The sequence below is a fragment of the Stenotrophomonas sp. AB1(2024) genome (assembly GCF_037482345.1).
In the GTDB taxonomy this organism is placed as follows: Bacteria; Pseudomonadota; Gammaproteobacteria; order Xanthomonadales; family Xanthomonadaceae; genus Stenotrophomonas.
Window position 1 is genome coordinate 1,662,329 of sequence record NZ_JBBHKO020000001.1, and the last position, 16,927, is coordinate 1,679,255.

At 62.6% G+C, this 16,927-nt stretch carries 16 protein-coding genes and 1 pseudogene; 5 read left to right on the plus strand and 12 right to left on the minus strand.

Features of this window, described 5'->3' with window-relative positions; all coding sequences use genetic code 11:
- Positions 1–25 precede the first annotated feature (25 nt).
- Positions 26–349, minus strand: a complete 324-nt coding sequence (locus WIX41_RS07820) for a DUF6122 family protein (protein WP_339446523.1) — start codon at positions 347–349, stop codon at positions 26–28.
- Positions 350–422: 73 nt separating this feature from the next.
- Entirely contained in the window at positions 423–2,312 is a 1,890-nt protein-coding gene (gene speA, locus WIX41_RS07825) for an arginine decarboxylase (protein ID WP_339446524.1), read from the minus strand.
- Positions 2,313–2,462: 150 nt separating this feature from the next.
- On the opposite strand from speA, the gene speE reads away from it, so the two are divergent.
- The gene (gene speE / locus WIX41_RS07830; protein ID WP_339446525.1) at positions 2,463–3,317 is read left to right on the plus strand and encodes a polyamine aminopropyltransferase; all 855 of its coding nucleotides are present in this window, start codon (positions 2,463–2,465) and stop codon (positions 3,315–3,317) included.
- A 134-nt stretch (positions 3,318–3,451) separates the two neighbouring features.
- Here speE and WIX41_RS07835 read toward each other — a convergent pair whose 3' ends face one another.
- Positions 3,452–4,357 (minus strand): aspartyl/asparaginyl beta-hydroxylase domain-containing protein, encoded by a 906-nt coding sequence (locus WIX41_RS07835; protein ID WP_339446526.1) that lies wholly within the window; start codon positions 4,355–4,357, stop codon positions 3,452–3,454.
- Between the two features lie 456 nt (positions 4,358–4,813).
- Here WIX41_RS07835 and WIX41_RS07840 point away from each other — a divergent pair, with 456 nt between their 5' ends.
- The gene (locus tag WIX41_RS07840; RefSeq protein WP_339446527.1) at positions 4,814–5,461 is read left to right on the plus strand and encodes an RIO1 family regulatory kinase/ATPase; all 648 of its coding nucleotides are present in this window, start codon (positions 4,814–4,816) and stop codon (positions 5,459–5,461) included.
- Here the strand turns inward: WIX41_RS07840 and WIX41_RS07845 are convergent.
- Positions 5,458–5,796 (minus strand): P-II family nitrogen regulator, encoded by a 339-nt coding sequence (locus tag WIX41_RS07845; RefSeq protein ID WP_068854331.1) that lies wholly within the window; start codon positions 5,794–5,796, stop codon positions 5,458–5,460. The two genes, WIX41_RS07840 and WIX41_RS07845, sit on opposite strands and share 4 nt — an antisense overlap.
- A gap of 171 nt (positions 5,797–5,967) precedes the next feature.
- On the opposite strand from WIX41_RS07845, the gene ubiK reads away from it, so the two are divergent.
- Positions 5,968–6,237: a ubiquinone biosynthesis accessory factor UbiK gene (gene ubiK / locus WIX41_RS07850; protein ID WP_068854332.1), complete on the plus strand. Its 270-nt coding sequence runs from the start codon at positions 5,968–5,970 to the stop codon at positions 6,235–6,237.
- 11 nt (positions 6,238–6,248) lie between these two features.
- Positions 6,249–7,751 carry a YifB family Mg chelatase-like AAA ATPase gene (locus WIX41_RS07855; RefSeq protein WP_339446528.1) on the plus strand — a complete coding sequence of 501 codons (1,503 nt, stop codon included), beginning with the start codon at positions 6,249–6,251 and terminating at the stop codon, positions 7,749–7,751.
- 19 nt (positions 7,752–7,770) lie between these two features.
- On the opposite strand, the gene WIX41_RS07860 is transcribed toward WIX41_RS07855, so the two are convergent.
- Both WIX41_RS07860 and WIX41_RS07865 read right to left on the minus strand, forming a co-directional pair.
- Entirely contained in the window at positions 7,771–9,456 is a 1,686-nt protein-coding gene (locus WIX41_RS07860; RefSeq protein WP_339446529.1) for an asparagine synthetase B family protein, read from the minus strand.
- Between the two features lie 466 nt (positions 9,457–9,922).
- Positions 9,923–10,117: a hypothetical protein gene (locus tag WIX41_RS07865; protein WP_339446530.1), complete on the minus strand. Its 195-nt coding sequence runs from the start codon at positions 10,115–10,117 to the stop codon at positions 9,923–9,925.
- A 163-nt stretch (positions 10,118–10,280) separates the two neighbouring features.
- Between WIX41_RS07865 and WIX41_RS07870 the strand changes: the two genes are divergently transcribed.
- Positions 10,281–11,216: a DUF2268 domain-containing putative Zn-dependent protease gene (locus tag WIX41_RS07870; RefSeq protein WP_339446531.1), complete on the plus strand. Its 936-nt coding sequence runs from the start codon at positions 10,281–10,283 to the stop codon at positions 11,214–11,216.
- Positions 11,217–11,258: 42 nt separating this feature from the next.
- Here WIX41_RS07870 and WIX41_RS07875 read toward each other — a convergent pair.
- From WIX41_RS07875 to WIX41_RS07900, 6 genes and pseudogenes are all read right to left on the minus strand, one after another.
- Positions 11,259–11,492: pseudogene (locus WIX41_RS07875) on the minus strand (transposase); the annotation flags it as partial.
- Positions 11,493–12,290: 798 nt separating this feature from the next.
- Positions 12,291–12,632 carry an Imm40 family immunity protein gene (gene imm40, locus WIX41_RS07880; protein ID WP_339446532.1) on the minus strand — a complete coding sequence of 114 codons (342 nt, stop codon included), beginning with the start codon at positions 12,630–12,632 and terminating at the stop codon, positions 12,291–12,293.
- 178 nt (positions 12,633–12,810) lie between these two features.
- Positions 12,811–13,778, minus strand: a protein-coding gene (locus tag WIX41_RS07885) for an IS5 family transposase (RefSeq protein WP_339446533.1) whose coding sequence is annotated in 2 segments (ribosomal slippage) — positions 12,811–13,430 and positions 13,430–13,778 — 969 coding nt in all. Because the reading frame shifts where the segments join, the coding sequence is not laid out codon by codon here.
- A gap of 95 nt (positions 13,779–13,873) precedes the next feature.
- Positions 13,874–14,293, minus strand: a complete 420-nt coding sequence (locus WIX41_RS07890) for a hypothetical protein (protein ID WP_339446534.1) — start codon at positions 14,291–14,293, stop codon at positions 13,874–13,876.
- Positions 14,290–15,219 (minus strand): RHS repeat-associated core domain-containing protein, encoded by a 930-nt coding sequence (locus WIX41_RS07895; RefSeq protein ID WP_339446535.1) that lies wholly within the window; start codon positions 15,217–15,219, stop codon positions 14,290–14,292. The genes WIX41_RS07890 and WIX41_RS07895 overlap by 4 nt, the downstream gene beginning before the upstream one ends.
- Before the next feature lie 587 nt (positions 15,220–15,806).
- Positions 15,807–16,202 (minus strand): hypothetical protein, encoded by a 396-nt coding sequence (locus tag WIX41_RS07900; RefSeq protein ID WP_339446536.1) that lies wholly within the window; start codon positions 16,200–16,202, stop codon positions 15,807–15,809.
- Between the last annotated feature and the right edge of the window lie 725 nt (positions 16,203–16,927).

Here is a 16,927-nt window from a genome sequence, read left to right on the forward strand (position 1 = left end):
CGGTAGCGCCGACCAACGGTCGGCGCTACCGGCTTGAGTGCATCCACCAGCAGTCAATGGCATCCAGCACGATGTGGATGATCAACCCGATCCCGAACAACCGCGTCTTCTTCGGTACGCACAACCCCGCATACACCGCGATGGCCGGTGCGGTATGCAGCGGATGGAAGCCAATGCTGCAGCGGTTCGGTGCATAGATCGGATCGGCCAGCAGGTGGTCCAGGTCGATGATCCAGCCCAGCAGCAACAGCGCCCATGCCGACAGGAACCGCTTGCGCCAGAACATCCACGCCAGCAGTGCCGGCACGGCGGCGTGCAGGAACAGATGGAAGATGGCGCGGCTGCTCATGGAGCAGCCGGGCAGAGCCCGGCTCTACGCGTCGTGGGGCCGTGCTCTGCCCGGCGGTACAGCACCCTACCGATCAGATCAGCGGCTCGTCGGACAGGTAGGTATAGCCGGTCAGGCCCGCTTCCAGCGCGTCGGACAGTTCCTGCGCACGTGCCGGCGACAGCTTGGCCGCCGCAACCCGCTCTGCATAGCTGGCACGCAGATCGGCCAGGCTGTAGCCCACGTAATCCAGCATCACATCGGTGGTATCGCCACGGCGCTGCTGGGTGATGGCGTAGCCATCGGCGTCGGCCAGCACTTCCACCGCGTCGGTATCGCCGAACAGGTTGTGGATGTCGCCCAGGATTTCCTGGTACGCACCGACCATGAAGAAGCCGATGCGGTAGCTTTCACCCGACTTCACCGCATGCAGCGGCAGCGAGGTGTCCAGGCTTTCGTTCTCGACATAGGTCTTGACCATGCCGTCCGAATCGCAGGTCATGTCGGCGATGATGCCGCGACGCTGCGGCTGTTCGTCCAGGCGCTCGATCGGCACGATCGGGAACACCTGGTCGATCGCCCACGCATCGGGAATCGACTCGAACACGCTGAAGTTGACGAAGTACTTGTCCACCAGGCGCTCGTTCAACTCATCCAGCGCCGGGCGGTGGCTCTTCTCGTCATAGCTCAGGCGTGCGCGCACGGCATGGGCGATGGCATAGAACAGGTCATCGATGCGCGCCCGCTGCGGCAGGTCGATCTGGCCCAGCGCATAGCTGGACAGGCCTTCGGCATGGAAATGCTGCGCTTCCTGGAACAGCTCCACCGCCGGGCGCTGGTCCAGGTCATCGTGGATTTCGCGCAGGTGGCGGATCGCGGCCGGCTCGTCGTCGTGCGGGTCGGGCACGCGGCCTTCCTGCGCTTCCTCGACCTCGGACACGTTGGCGATCAGCACCGCGTGGTGCGCGGTCATCGCGCGGCCGCACTCGGTGACGATGCGCGGCGGGGCCAGGCCGTGCTCTTCGCAGGCGTTGGCCAGCGGCTGCACGATGTTGCTGGCGTACGAATCCAGCCCGTAGTTGATCGAGCAGAAGCTGCGCGAACGGGTGCCCTCGTAATCCACGCCCAGCCCGCCGCCGACGTCCACGTGGGTGATCTTCGCGCCCAGGCGCGACAGCTCCACGAAGTAGCGGGTGGCTTCGCGCATGCCGTTGGCGATGTCGCGCACGTTGGAGATCTGCGAGCCCATGTGGAAATGCAGCAGGCTCAGGCAGTCGGCATATTCGGTGTCGCGCAGCGACTTCCACAGGTCCAGCAGCTGGCGCGGGGACAGCCCGAACTTGGCTTTGTCGCCGCCGCTGTTCTGCCACTTGCCCGCACCGAGCGAGGCCAGGCGCATGCGCACGCCCAGGCCCGGCTTCACGTCCAGCGCCTTGGCTTCCTCCAGCACCAGCTTCAGCTCGGAGGGCTTTTCAATGACGATGAAGGTCTGCAGGCCCAGCTTGCGGCCGATCAGGGCCAGGCGGATGTACTCGCGGTCCTTGTAGCCATTGCAGACGATCAGGCCACCCGGGCGCGACAACGCCAGCACCGCCATCAGCTCCGGCTTGCTGCCGGCCTCCAGGCCAAAGCCCTCGCCGTGGTGGCTGGCCAGGGTGCCGGCCACGCCACGGTGCTGGTTGACCTTGATCGGGTACACCGCCGTATAGCCGCCGGCGTAGTCCCAATCTGTCTGGGCCTGCCCGAAGGCGGCCTGCAGCTTGCCCAGGCGCTGGCCCAGGATGTCCGGGAAGCGCACCAGCAGCGGCAGCTTGGCCCCGGCAGCGCGCGCAGCGTCCACCACCTTGGGCAGGGACACCACCGGGCCGTCCTGGCCAGTCGGTCTCACCACCATGTGTCCTGCCTGATCCACGTCGAAGTAACCATCCGCCCAATGCGGAATCGAGTAGGTCCTGCGGGCTTGGTCGAGGGACCAATCGGTCATTTCAGTCGGCCTGGTTGGTAAAAAAGGGGGTGCATGATAACGCCTATATGGCGACAGCTCCGTTATCATGCGCGCCCGCGCCCGTGCCCAGGTTGGAACCTGAACAGGCCAGCCCGCCTCCATCCCCCTTCCGAACAGGACCGTTATCCCATGACTGACAACAACAACTGGTACATCGAGCATTTCGAGCGCACCGGCTCGGCCATTGGCTACCGCCTGAAGGGCAAGCTGGACGAAGTGCAGTCGCCGTTCCAGAAGATCGAGATCTTCGCGACCACCGACTGGGGCAACCTGATGACCATCGACGGCGCCATCATGTTGACCAGCAAGGACAACTTCTTCTACCACGAGATGATCAGCCACCCGGTGCTGTTCACCCACGCCGCCCCCAAGCGCGTGGTGATCATCGGCGGCGGCGACTGCGGCACCCTGCGCGAGGTGCTCAAGCACCAGGGCGTGGAGAGCGTGACCCAGTGCGACATCGACGAACAGGTCACCCGCATGGCCGAGAAGCACTTCCCGGAGCTGTGCGATTCCAACAGCGATCCGCGTGCCGAGCTGATGTTCGACGATGGCGTGGCCTACATGGCCAACTGCCCGGCCGGCAGCGTGGACGTGGTGATCGTCGATTCCACCGACCCGGTCGGTCCCGGTGAGGGCCTGTTCAACAAAGCCTTCTACGAGAGCTGCTTCAAGGCGCTGAAGGACGACGGCATCCTGGTGCAGCAGTCCGAATCGCCGTTGATGCAGCTGGACCTGATCAACGAAATGCGCACCGAGATGGGGAAGGCCGGCTTCCAGTCATTCAAGACCCTGCCGTTCCCGCAGCCGTGCTACCCCACCGGCTGGTGGAGCGTGACCCTGGCGCGCAAGGGCCCGAGCAGCTTCGACTTCCGCCAGGCCGATTCGGCCTCCAAGAGCTTCGGCACGCTGTACTACACCGCCGCGCTGCACACCGGCGTGCTGGTTACGCCGCCGTTCGTGCAGGCTGCGCTGAAGGGTTGATTCGGGGTTCGTGAGGGCCGGCCAACGGCCGGCGCTACCGCCGAGGTGGGTGGACAAAAAAGCCCGCGCTGGCAACAGCGCGGGCTTTTGCATTCCAGTAGCGCCGGCCGTTGGCCGGCCCTCGGACAGCTGGATTACAGCGCCCAGATCCCCGCGATCACCAGCAGCACCAGCCCCCACTTGATCGCGTGGTAGGCCAAGGCACTGCGTGCACGCAGTGCCTTGGCCTTCAGGCGCACTTTGTACACGCCCCCGAAGGCCTTGTTGACCCCACCGGTGGGATCACCCGGCAGGTTCGGCGAGGCCCCGCCGGCCAGCAGCGTGGCCGCCACCGCGCGGTTGAACAGCCCCGGCAGGCCGAAGCGCAGCGGGCGAGCGATATCGCAGAACAGGATCACCCGGTCCGCATCGGTCTCGTTGTGCGCGTGGTGGATGTAGGTTTCGTCGAACATCATCCACTCGCCATCGCGCCAGCTCTTGCGGATGCCGTCGACCTCGATGTAGCAGCGGTCATCGTTCGGCGTGGCCAGGCCCAGGTGCAGGCGAAGCGACCCGGCGAAGGGGTCGCGGTGCGGGCGCAGCTCGCTGCCCGGCGGCAGCTGGGCGAACATCGCCGCGCGCACGTCCGGGATCGACTCCAGCAGCGCGGTGGTCTTCGGGCACAGCGCCTTGGCCGACGGATGCGACGGCCCGTACCAGCGCAGGTAGAAGCGCTTCCAGCCGCGGCGGAAGAACGAATTGAACCCGGCATCGTTGTAGCTGCTGGATGCGGCGATCTTGTCCGTATCGCGCAGCGCCAGCGCTTCATCGCGGATCATCTGCCAGTTGTCGCGCAGTAGCTGCAATTGCGGGAACGACTGGCCCGGATCCAGGAACGGCGTGGTCGGCACCTTGGAGAACAGGTACATGACCACGTTGATCGGTGCCATGAAGCTGGAATGGTCGAGCAGCTGGCGCGACCAGCGCGCACGCACCTTGCCGCGGTAATGCACGTACAGCACGCATGCCACGAACAGGGCCACCACAATAATCTTGATCATCAAGCATCCACCGGCCACTGCCGGAAACCCATCGGGGTGAAAAGGGGGGGAGCGCCAGGCGCGACGGAGACGTGCCGTCAGGTGCGGTGCTGCCGCGCAGGCCTTGTTCAATACCACTATGGTCCGCACCCACCCGCTCCCGGTCAAGTTGGCGGCACGGGACATTCATGTCCACCGGTGGGATCCGGGCGGAGCGCGCGTCAGGGCGGGGCGGACGCCAAGACGGCAGATGATGATGCTCAAGTAATTGAGTTTATTGACAAAAACAGGGATGCCGTCGCTTCACGCCGCGCTGACGCGACAAACTGTTCTACGTCCGATTACGACATTTCTCTGACAAACACTGGTTTCGTGTACTCCCGAGTACTAAAATTAACGGAATCTTAGCTCTCCCCCATTCAGCAACACCGGTACGCCTGACGCTTTGCGCCGACCGCCGGGTCGCCCCAGAACGTCATGAATACAATTGTTGCTTCGTGTGTCGACGACACCGCCCCCGCCGAGCTGCTCAAGCGCGGCGAACGCCTGCTTGAACCCGACGTCTATCGCACCTGCCTCAACGGGCAGCCGGCGGTGGTCAAGGACTACACCCGTTACCGTGGCACCCCGCTGTCGCCAGTGGCCCGCCTGCTGGTCCGCCGCGAGGCGCGCATCCTGCAGCGCCTGGCCGGCTGGAAGCACGCCCCGGCCCTGCTGGGCACCATCGGCGGGCTGGCGCTCGGCATGGAGTTCATTCCTGGCCAGACCCTGAGCGCGGCCCAGTCGGTAGGCATCGACGTGTTCGAGCAGCTGCAGTACGCGCTGGACCGCCTGCATGCCGCCGGCATCACCCACAATGACCTGCACGGCACCAATGTGATGGTCAACGGCGGCGTGCCGGTGCTGGTGGACTTCACCTCGGCCTGGCGCAGCCCCCGCTGGCTGCCGGTGCACCCGGTGTCGCGCCAGCTGCGCCGCAGCGACAGGAAGAACCTGCTCAAGATGCGCCAGCGCCTGACCGGTACCCGCCCCAGCGCCGCCGAAGCGGCCCAGGTGGCCGACCCGCGCTGGGTGGCCGGCGTGCGCGTGGCCTGGAAGCGCTTCTACCGGTGGTTCAAAGGTTAAAGGGCGTCGGCATCCAGCTCGCCGGTGCGGATGCGCACCACGCTGCCCAGATCGTAGACGAATACCTTGCCATCGCCGATCTTGCCGGTGCCAGCCGCCTTGACGATGGCTTCCACCACCTCATCCACCTGACCGTCGGTGACCGCCACCTCGATCTTCACCTTCGGCAGGAAATCCACCACGTACTCGGCGCCCCGGTACAGCTCGGTGTGCCCCTTCTGGCGCCCGAAGCCCTTGACCTCGGTGACCGTGATCCCGGTGACCCCGCGTTCGGCCAACGCCTCGCGCACGTCATCGAGCTTGAACGGCTTGAGCACCGCCATGACCATCTTCATCTGTTGGCTCCTGTCTTCGCGGCAGAGGATAACGCCTGTCCGCCGATGAACGCGACGCCCCCGAACCGCACCGGTCCCTGCGGCGCGGATTATCCTTACCCATGAAGCCTGGCCTGCCTGATGGTGGTTACGGCCTGCCAAGCCGAGAATGCCCCCACCAGTGGAGACACCATGATTGACCTCAACCAACTCGATGATCTGGCGCGTCGCCTGAGCGACATGGTCCCACCGGGGCTGCGCCAGTCGCGCGAAGAACTGCAGGCCACCTTCAAGAGCGCGCTCCAGGCCGGCCTGGGCAAGCTGGATCTGGTGACCCGCGAAGAGTTCGACGTACAGCGCGCCGTGCTGCTTCGCACCCGCGAGAAGCTGGAAGCGCTTGAGAAGACCGTGGCTGCGCTGGAAGCCGCTGCGCAACCGCCGGCCGAGCGCCCGGCCCCGTAAAAGGAAACCCGATGAGCCTGGCGCTGGTGCACAGCCGTGCCCGCGTCGGCGTCCATGCGCCCGCGGTCCGGATCGAAGTCCTCCTCTCCGGCGGCTTGCCGCATACCCAGATCGTCGGCCTGCCCGAAGCGGCGGTGCGCGAATCGCGCGACCGGGTCCGCGCCGCGCTGGTCTGCGCCCAGTTCGAATACCCGCAGCGGCGCATCCTGATCAACCTGGCACCGGCCGACCTGCCCAAGGAGGGCGGCCGCTTCGACCTGGCCATCGCCCTGGGTATCCTCGCCGCCAGCGACCAGATCGACCGGCAGCTGCTGGACACCTACGAGTTCCTGGGTGAGCTCGCCCTGACCGGGGAGCTGCGCGGGGTGGATGGTGCGCTGCCAGCGGCCATCGCAGCCGCCGAACTGGGCCGGACACTGATCGTCGCCAGCGCCAACGGCGCCGAAGCGGCCCTGGCCCAGCATGCGGATGTCCGCGTGGCCCGGACCTTGCTGGAAGTCTGCGCCGCACTCGAAAGCCGCTCGCTGCCGCGTGCCGTAACGGCGCCGGTGGTGCCGTTGGCGGTGCCCGACCTGCGCGATGTGCGCGGCCAGCAGCAGGCGCGGCGCGCACTGGAGGTCGCCGCCGCAGGAAGTCATCACCTCCTGCTGCTCGGCACCCCCGGTTGCGGCAAGACCCTGCTGGCCTCGCGCCTGCCGGGCATCCTGCCGGACGCCACCGAAGCTGAAGCGCTGGAAACGGCCACCATCGCCTCGTGCAGTGGGGCTGGCATCGATACGGCCCGCTGGCGGCACCGGCCGTATCGCGCCCCCCATCACACCGCCAGCGCGGTTTCGCTGGTCGGCGGCGGCTCGTATCCCCGCCCCGGTGAGATCTCGCTGGCCCACAACGGTGTGCTGTTTCTTGACGAGCTTCCCGAGTGGAGTCGGCACACGCTCGAGGTGCTGCGCGAGCCGCTGGAATCGGGCACGGTGATGGTCGCCCGCGCCGCACGCACCCACGCGTTTCCATCGCGCTTCCAACTGGTGGCGGCCATGAACCCCTGCCCGTGCGGCTGGGCAGGCGACCGCAGCGGTCGCTGCCGCTGCAGCGGCGATGCCATCCAGCGTTATCGCGGGCGCATTTCCGGTCCGCTGCTGGACCGCATCGACCTGCATGTGGTGGTGCCGAGGCTGGAACCGAGCGAACTGCGCAGCGATGCACCGTGCGGTGAGGGCAGTGCCAGCGTGCGTAACCGCGTGGTCGCAGCGCGCAACCTCCAACTGGAGCGTTGTGGGAAAGCCAACGCGCAGCTGCTGCCCTCCGAGCTGGATGTGTACTGCCGCCTGCAGGCCAACGATCAGCAACTGCTGGAAACAGCCGTGGAGCAGCTGCAGCTCTCGGCCCGCTCGATGCACCGCATCCTGCGCGTGGCCCGCACTGTGGCGGATCTGGCCAATTGCGACCAGATCACCACCGCACATCTGGCTGAGGCCATCGGCTACCGACAGGTGGATCGTGGTGGTACAGGCTGATTCGCGCCTGCTTTACCGCTCATGGGGCATTCGGCCGGTTCCACTCCCGATCCCACGCCTGGAACATCAGTACCGGCCAGAGATGGGTGTGATACTTCCTGTTGCCGTCGAGGAAGGATGTCCAGATCGCCGAGACGACCTGCTCGTCGAAAATGCCGCGGTTGCGGAGGGCGACCGGGTCGAGCAGTTCCTCGGCCCAGTCGCGCAGCGGTCCGTTGAGCCAGCGCGCTACAGGTGCGCCGAACCTCTTTTTCGGGCGGCGGGTGTGGTGCTCGGGCAGGAAGCGTTCCAGTGCGCGCTTGAGCACGGCTTTGGTCTCGCCTCCCTTGAGTTTGTGCTCGAAGGGCATTCCCCATGCGAGCGATACCACCTCGTGGTCCAGGAAGGGGCTGCCGGCCTGCACGCCGAAGGCGCCGAACGCCCGGTCGGACTTGGTCATCAGTCCTTCGCTCAGCTCGTTTGTCTGGTCGAGGAAGAGCAGCAGCTCACCCGGGTGTCCACCGGTCGGGTGCAGGGCAGCATCCAGAAATGGATCTGCTGTTTCCATTGCGGCCTCCAGCGCCCGCGCAGGATCGCGCCATCGCGATACCCGTGCCTGATAGGTTTCCGCCAGCGACCCCGACTTCGCTTCCGAAATCAACGCCGGGATGCCACCCAGCCGTGCGCGCTCAGGAGAACGGGAGGCATGGGCTCTGAATGCTCTGCGCATTGCATTGGGTACATGCCTGACCAGGCCATGGTTGCGCATCGACTTCAGGTACGACGCATGACCAAAGAACAGTTCATCGCCGCCGTCGCCGGTGAGGATCGTGTTGCACGACGCGCCGGCGGCCTCCGCCGCAAGCAGCGCCGGAAGTGCCGACGAATCCGCATACGGCTCGCAGAACACACGGGGCACCTTCTCAACCAGGCCGATCGCACTTGTGCCATCCATGACCAGGCGCGTGTTGCGGGTGCGGAGAAGCTTGGCCACATCTGCCGCCCACTCGGATTCGTCGTGACCAGGTTCGTCAAAGCCGACAGAGATCGTCTCAACGGCGCCCGCACTCTGTCGCTGCAGCAGCGCGGTGACCAGGCTGGAATCGACACCGCCAGACAGCAACGTTGCAGTACTGCCGGCCCGGGACCTGCTGATGGCACGTTCGAGGGTCGCGATCACCCTGTCCACCGAACATGTAAGCGTTCCGGACTCGCGCGATGCGATCTGCGCTTCTGCTTCCTGCCTGAGGCTCCAGTGGGGCTCGAACGGCCCGGCAGCTTCGCTCTCCCGGCGCCCGTGGTGCAGATCCGCTTCGTGGAACACCCGCATTGCACCTGCAGGAATCTTGTAGATGCCACGATAGACGGTCAATGGCGCCGGAATGTACCCGTAGCGCAGCAGGTGGGACACCGCCTGGGCGTCGACATCCCGGGAAGCAACGCTCTCGTTCCTGAGCGTTTTCAGCTCTGATGAGAAGATCAGGCCGAAAGCGCTGCACCGGTAGTAGATATCGGTTTGCCCCATCCGATCCCGGGCCAGGGTCAAGGTCCGCTCACGTTCGTCCCAGATCGCCACGCTTGCCGGCGCGGGCACACGCCGCAGCGCCTCGGTGAGACCCACGGCGGGCAGCAGGCAGGCGATGGCCTGCGCTGCAGACCCAGGGCCGTCAGCGCCGTTGGAACCGCCGGTAGCCACGATATATCGGCCCTCCGGGCTGACCGCCATGCGGTTTCTCCCGTCGGATCCCGGGACGGCGGCCAGCGCCAGACCAGCGGCCGGTCGTTCCAGCAGCTCCGGCTGCCCACCACGGTGAGCCAGGGAGTGGGCCAGGCGCCTCGCTGTCGTACTCAACTCGTCGCCGCACACCTCCCTGTGGGCGACCCAACTTCCTGCAATTGCCGACACGTACTACTCCACCCGATCAAAGCTGCTACAGCCGCATCAGGTGAACCCTGGCGACGCTATCGGGATCGCTGCTGGCAGCAATGCTCCCGGTGCCGCAGGGTGTAGCGCACGCCGACGCTGCGCCATGCAAGTACTTTCAAATCAGCCTTTGTTCCGTTCCTGGTCATGCGTTACCGGGCGTTGGCCCGTTACCGGCGGCGCTGGATGCGGCCCTGCGCCAGGGCCGCCATGCACCATCGCTGTGGAAGCAGCACACTGGCGACGACCTGCCCACGCTGTGGGATGCCTACGTCACCGGCCAGGCCCGGGCCGAGACGGGTGCGTAAGCACGGCGTCCACGGTCCAGCACATCCCGTTCCGTGGCCAATGCCACGCCATCATCCGCATGGGTCTGCGACGCATGCAATGCCGTCGCCCTGAACGCCTCAACGGCATTGTCCATCACGCTGGCGGTCTTGGTGGCCGTCATCTTCCCGGTCATACTCGGCACCTGTTGGTCGCGACATGCAGTCACTTGTCCGGTCGTCCATAGTACCTGGGCGTGATCGCAGTCTCTGACCACACCGTCCCGGTAAAGTTCCGGGCCTTTCATGCGGGAGGAGCACGCGATGCCGGCCAGGTTTCCGAACACAAGCACAACTGCGATGTCTGCGCTGCAGGCCGTGGTGCTTTTCGTAGTGGGCGCCACTGGGATCGACAGTGCAACCGCGCAGCCACAGGTGCTCACTGAGGACACCACCCGCTTCTTCCGGGTCCTCGACGCGGCCGATGGTATGCCCACAGCCGGCCGCCTGCAGGCGGACTATCTGGATCCGGGTAGCCCGGCACTGCATGATTTCCTGGAAACCCGCATTGGCTCGGCCGAAAAACTGGCCAGGAAAATCGCCGACGACCCCGGGCTGTACGAACGCGCCCGCCAATGTGCCCACGCATTACCTGAGATCGAGCACCGCGTGGCAACATCGCTACAGAAACTGGGCGAACTATACGATCAGGCGCGCTTCCCCCCGGTAGCCATCGTGGTTGGGCGCGGGAACAGCGGTGGCACCACATCGCCAGCCGGCGTCATCGTCGGCCTGGAGGCCTTGTGCCGCGCCGACTGGCTGCAGGCGGACATTGGCGACCGCTTCCTTCACCTGATTGCGCACGAATACGCACATGTGCAGCAACCGGGAGCGGCGGTGGAGCCGCCGGCGGACGCCACGCTGCTGTACCAGACGTTGATCGAAGGCGGTGCCGAGTTCCTTGGCGAGCTGATCTCCGGACAGGTCACCAACGTGCACCTGCACGAATGGGCGCGCGGAAAGGAGTGCATGATCGAGCGTGCGTTTGCCGCGGATGCGCAGGGGCAGGACACCTCGCGCTGGCTCTACAACGGCCTGGGCGACGATGCCTGGCGTGGCGACCTGGGCTATTGGGTCGGCTACCGCATTGTCAGTAGTTACTACACCCGCGCGGACGACAAGCGCCGGGCGCTCGCCGAGATCCTCCAGGTCACGCCGGAAAATGCCACTGCGCTGCTGCAGCGCAGCGGCTGGTCGCCGCAGGCCGACTGCGGCAGTGGACCACCGTTACCTTGAGGGTGGTCTCAACTTGCAAGCGCGATATGTGAGTTGAACGGAGCGCTTCATCAGCTCTGGATTACATGTCATCTCGGTGCCGCGATCGCAGGTCAAGCTACCCAGAAGGAATTGAGGAAGCTTCTTTATCTGCCGCATGAAGCGTTTCAGTGCCTCCTGAGCGGTGCATCCATCCAACTTGCACAGCACCACGGAGCGCGTCTTCCGTTCCACCAGCGTGCCCACGCACGAGCGATTGAATGCCTCCTTGGTAAGGTCGCCCTCCCAGTGCCTTGGAACAGACGCTTCCTTCGACGATTCTGCGCTTGCGCATGCTGTTCCTCCGCAGCATTTAGAAACTAGGGCGGAGTGCACACCAAAACCTGCGGCCTAAACCTACTCAGAAACACGCGTCGAGATGCCAGACACACCCGTCCAACAGGTCCAATCCTGAAGAATGTGAATCCCAAGTCACCCCCTTCGAAATGCAGCATTCTCTGCTCTGAAACCTCCCAGACGTCACGAATTGAGCAATAGGACCTGAAGAATCCCGATTCATTTGCGACAACTCCATGTGCACGCATCCGATCCCAAAGCGTCAACCGCACTCGATCAACCGAACTTGAAACACTCGCCGACCTGACGAAGAACGTCGACTGAAACCCTCCTGCATCACCCTCCAATTCAGGAGCACGAATAAATATTCCTTCGACCATCAGCTGATAGAATTTCACCTCTCTGTTTTCCTCTTGCCAGCTCTTTTTCAAGCCTTTTTGAATCCAGCCTACCGTCAACCCGAAAGTACCCCCGGAATCCGCCATCCTGGCCCATCTTAACCCCGGGCATCGGCACACCTGTCTTTTCGCTGATCACCCCCATTACGCCATTCCACCTTGCGACGTCTGACTGTTCAGCAGGTCTGGGAGCAGCTTCGGGGACGTATTCCGCTGCATCTGCGACTTGTTCAAGCGTACCGGCCACAGCCAGTGCACCAACACTGAAGCAAAGCTGCGTCCAACATAAAATGAAGTTCAGCCCTATTGCACAACCTTGGCGGGGGGTATTTACAAGGGAAAGACAGAAAGCTGGCGCTCACTATCGAACAACAGGAACCAGCGCGAACAGGGCATCGCCCTCTGCATTCGGATAATCCAAAATGTAGCGTCTTGCAAGCTCGACACTTCGCTCAAGGTAGGATGTCTCCGACTCATCAGCCTCTCTATTGCAGTACCAATCATCATATGTCGATTCCAATCCATCACTGTTCCGCCTATAGACGTCACCTCCCGCGACAGCGATTCCGAGAGCACGCAATCTTTCCAGCACATCAAGAGTACCGGCTTGATCAATCGCCCAGTTGCGTACTCCTAATGGCTCGAGTGACTGTCCGACGCAGAAGAGTGCATCCACTTCCTCAGACCATACGACTTGAATCATGATCACGGCTCCTTCGCTGGCCTGAACAATCGGTGATTTATGGAACCGTTAGGGATGTTCTGAACAGTCCGCCCTGAGCCCTGAATTCCCGGTCCCGGGCCGATCAGCGACCGACCAACACGGCAGATTTGCCTCGTTCTGCTGTTATGGAGGTGCCGGCCGGCACCTCCATACGGATTTACCCCAGGGTCGGCATCAGCTGCCGACGTGTCATCCACAGATTTGACAGTGCGAACAACGTCAGTACCTGAGCGGTATTCTTGGCCAGCCCGCGGTAACGCACCTTGGTGTACCCAAACTGCCGCTTGATCACCCGGAATGGATGCTCCACCTTCGCGCGCATGCTGGCCTTGCAGCTCTCCCAGCGCTCAACCTGGTGGCGGTGGCGCTTGTTCTTTATCGCCTGCACCTTGGAGCGCTTCTCGGCAATGAAGAAGGTCGCCTTGCAGGCATCCAGCTCCGCACGCTTGTCTGCGCCGGTGTAGCCGCTGTCGCCCAGTACGCACTCTTCCTTTCCATGAAGAAGCTCATGGGTGACCGTTACGTCGCCGACGTTTGCGGCCGTGCATTTCACGTGGTGCACCAGCCCGGAAAACTCATCCACGCCGATGTGCGCCTTCATGCCGAAAAACCACTGGTTTCCTTTCTTGGTCTGGTGCATTTCCGGGTCACGCTGCTTGTCGGCATTCTTGGTCGAGCTGGGCGCATGAATGATCGTGGCATCCACAATCGTTCCGGCACGCAGGCTCATCCCCCTGCGGTGCAGGTGTGCGTTCACTGCATCAAGCATCTTGGCCCCAGGTCATGGGTCTCCAACAGACGGCGGAAATTGAGGATCGTGGTCTCATCCGGAATGCCGTCAAGCCCGTTGATGCCGGCAAAGCGGCGCATCACAGCTGTGCCGTACAGCGCTTCTTCCATGGCTGGATCACTCAAGGCGTACCACTGCTGCAACAAGTGAATCCGCAGCATCGTGGCTAGCGGGTATGGCTGACGTCCCGGACGGCCTGCCACCGGGTAATGCCGCTCGATGAGGGCCAACAGTTGCCTCCAAGGCACCACCTGATCCATCTCATCAAGGAACAGCTCTCGGCGCGTCTGCTTGCGCTGGCCCAACCTCTCGGCATCACCGAATGACAGCTGCATGAAAAGTTCCTCGAGTTGAGCCTGATGGTCCTCAAGCTTGCCGGCCAACGGCCGGCACTACCATCAGATTTCCTGCAGAGTTGTTCAGAGCATCCCTAACGCGAAGAGCAGCCGAAGAAGACCGGCTCGCCCCGCTGAGCAAATATCTCCGAAACAATCAGTGGATCACTTCTAGAAAGATCGTATGGGCAAAATACATCCGAACAGTGTCCATCTCTGTGTTCCAAAAACACCTTGATCGCGTCGAATCCAGCGCCATCTCTTTGCGGCAGCCACACATTGGAAGCTACACCGAATGCAACTGCGCTATCACTCTGCTCTTTGAGCGCTGAATGCAGCAGCTCCATGCGCTCTACGGCGCCACCACCTTCTACTTTGACACCCATGTGCACCATATTTCCGGAAAGTGAAAGGTAACCACCAAACGGGTGAAACTCGCCGTACTCGACAAGCATCTTTCTACCGAAGTCCAGCAGCTCCCCGAGCAATCCTTCTACCTGTTCTTTGGGCGTCATGGCTTGGGTCCTAGATCATCGCGACGAACAACAGTCGACTGCCGCTCCACTGTGGAGCTTACCTTGGTATTCGCCCCAGTTACGATAACGTGTTCCCGCCCAGTTGCCTGAGCATGTTCCCGCTGCGCCCTCAATTGAGACGTATCTGACACCCGCTTCGTATCCTTAATTTCGCCAACCTGCCTGGAGTTTGTGTAGTCAGGAATCGTTGGCCCGTGCGAGGTTAGCACCTTCTCCGTATTCTTGACTTCACCTATTGCGCCAAGGACCCTCGCCTCAGAAGCAACTCCTCTTGCCATCGCCCCCGCTCCATCCCCGACCACTGGGATAAGGCCTACTACTGCCGCTGCTATGTTGACAGCAGACGGATCTTGGACGGCCGTTACGCCACCCTTTACGTCGCCGACGACAGGGATAAAGTCAGCGACCATTGAGGCAGCATCACGGAATGCTTGTCTCGTTTCTGGCTTGGTCCAGTCAGTCTCGTAAACCGAACGCGGCAAACTCTGCCGGCCATCAGGATCCTTGAACTTGTACGGATTTCCGTTCGCGTACCGGTACCGATTGAACTGCTCAACTGGCTTCTGATAGGCCGTCACCGGATCGACGGACAGGAACACCCCCAGCTCCGGATCCATGTACCGCTGCTGCATGTAGCTCAGCCCGGTGGCCGAATCGCTCACGTGCCCGGTGTAGGCAGGCCCGTCAGTGACTCCCGTGCCGATGGGGGCTCCGTACGGCTCGTAGTCATAGCGCTGGACCACGTTGCCATTCGCATCCGTCTTGGCCACCACCGAGCCCAAGGCATCGGTGTGAACGTAGGTGACCGTCTGGGCACCGGCCGGCCATGCCGCCAGCACAATGAGCAGGCAGACCAGGTGCGCCGCCACTTTCGCCAGCCCAGGGAATCGCTGCTTAGACGCCATCTCTGATCTCCAGAACCTGTGTCATGGGAGGAGTAGACCAAGGCGAGCATCCCCCGGCATTGCAGGCGCGAACCTGATAGGTCGTGGCGCAGTAGTTCCCTCCGGACGCTGTCACCCTCACCTCCGGCCCGCTGTAGGCAATGTTGCTGCCATCGCGCAACAGCTCATAGGAGGTTGCCCCCCCCCCAACGGCCGTCCATTGCGCATTGCAGGTCAGCCGAATGGGCGGGCTTGCGGTCTGGATCCGCTTTGTGCTGACCATCCTGGGCGTAGGTGGCGGAAGCGAGACCGTGATGGACGCCGTGTTCGAGTAGGTACTGCATCCTGCTGCGTAGCAGGCCAGTACGCGGTAGGCGTACGTGCCACTTCCGACATTTGCGATGTTCCGCAGTGCTGAGCCGTCACGCTGGATCTCGCCCCAGGCACTGCCGTTGACGCTCTGCTCCAGGCGGTACTCGGTTGCCAGGGCCACGGAGTGCCAGCGCACCGCGTAGCTGCCGGTGTTGCTGGACGCCGGGACGGTAACGGCCGTTGCGCCTGGAGGCTGAAGCGATGCGACAGTCATCACTGTTCCGGTTTTGCACCGACTAGTCGGCAGCTTCGGCCTCAAAGCGAGCCTTGATCTCCCGGAAGGTCGCTCGCGCGCCGGGAAGATCCTCATGGATGTCGTCTGAGAGATAGATATTGTCGATGAACTCCTGTGTCCGCAGGAAAAATGCACCCTGGCTGTACCCCGCAACCCAGTATCTTGAAACTCGCGCGTCGCTGACTTCGAATAGCGCAGCAGGATATAGCACCAAGCGGCCGTATTCATCCTCTAGGCCATACAGAGTTGAGTCACCGAAACTCCCAAAATCGCAGGAACAGTCAACCGTGTAGACGATGTACTCTTTTCCAATTGAAACATTGAAGCCTCCGACAAAGGACGGAGTGCGCACTGCAATCGAAGCTTCAAGATGTTCACGAACTGCACGAACTTTCATATCAAACTCGCTTATGGATTTATGACAGATTTTGGCTCAATGACCTGCCGCGTCTCCACATTTAAATATTCCTTCGACCATCAGCTGATAGAATTTCACCCTCTATTTTCCTCTTGCCAGCTCTTTTTCAAGCCTTCTTGAATCCAGCCTACCGTCAACCCGGAAGTACCCTTGGAATCCGCCATCCTGGCCCATCTTAACCCCGGGCATCGGCATACCTGTCTTTTCGCTGATCACCCCCATTACGCCATTCCACCTTGCGACGTCTGACTGTTCAGCAGGTCTGGGAGCAGCTTCGGGGACGTATTCCGCTGCATCTGCGACTTGTTCAAGCGTACCGGCCACAGCCAGTGCACCAACACTGAAGCAAAGCTGCGTCCAACATAAAATGAAGTTCAGCCCTGTCTGCGATTGCATTGACATTGTCAAAGACGTCAATCCCCATATGATTTCCCGTAAACCCGGGCCAGCCCACTTACCATGTCGGGCGGACCACCCCATTGCACAGCCTTGGCGTGAGGTATTTACAAGGGAGAGACAGAAAGCTGGCGCTCGCTATCGAGCAACAGGAACCAGCGCGAACAAGGCATCGCCCTCTTCATTCTGATAATCAAAAACGTAGCGTCTTGCAAGCTCGACACTTCGTTCAAGGCAGGATGCCTCCGACTCATCAGCCTCTCTATTGCAGTACCAATCATCATACGTCGATTCCAATCCATCACTGT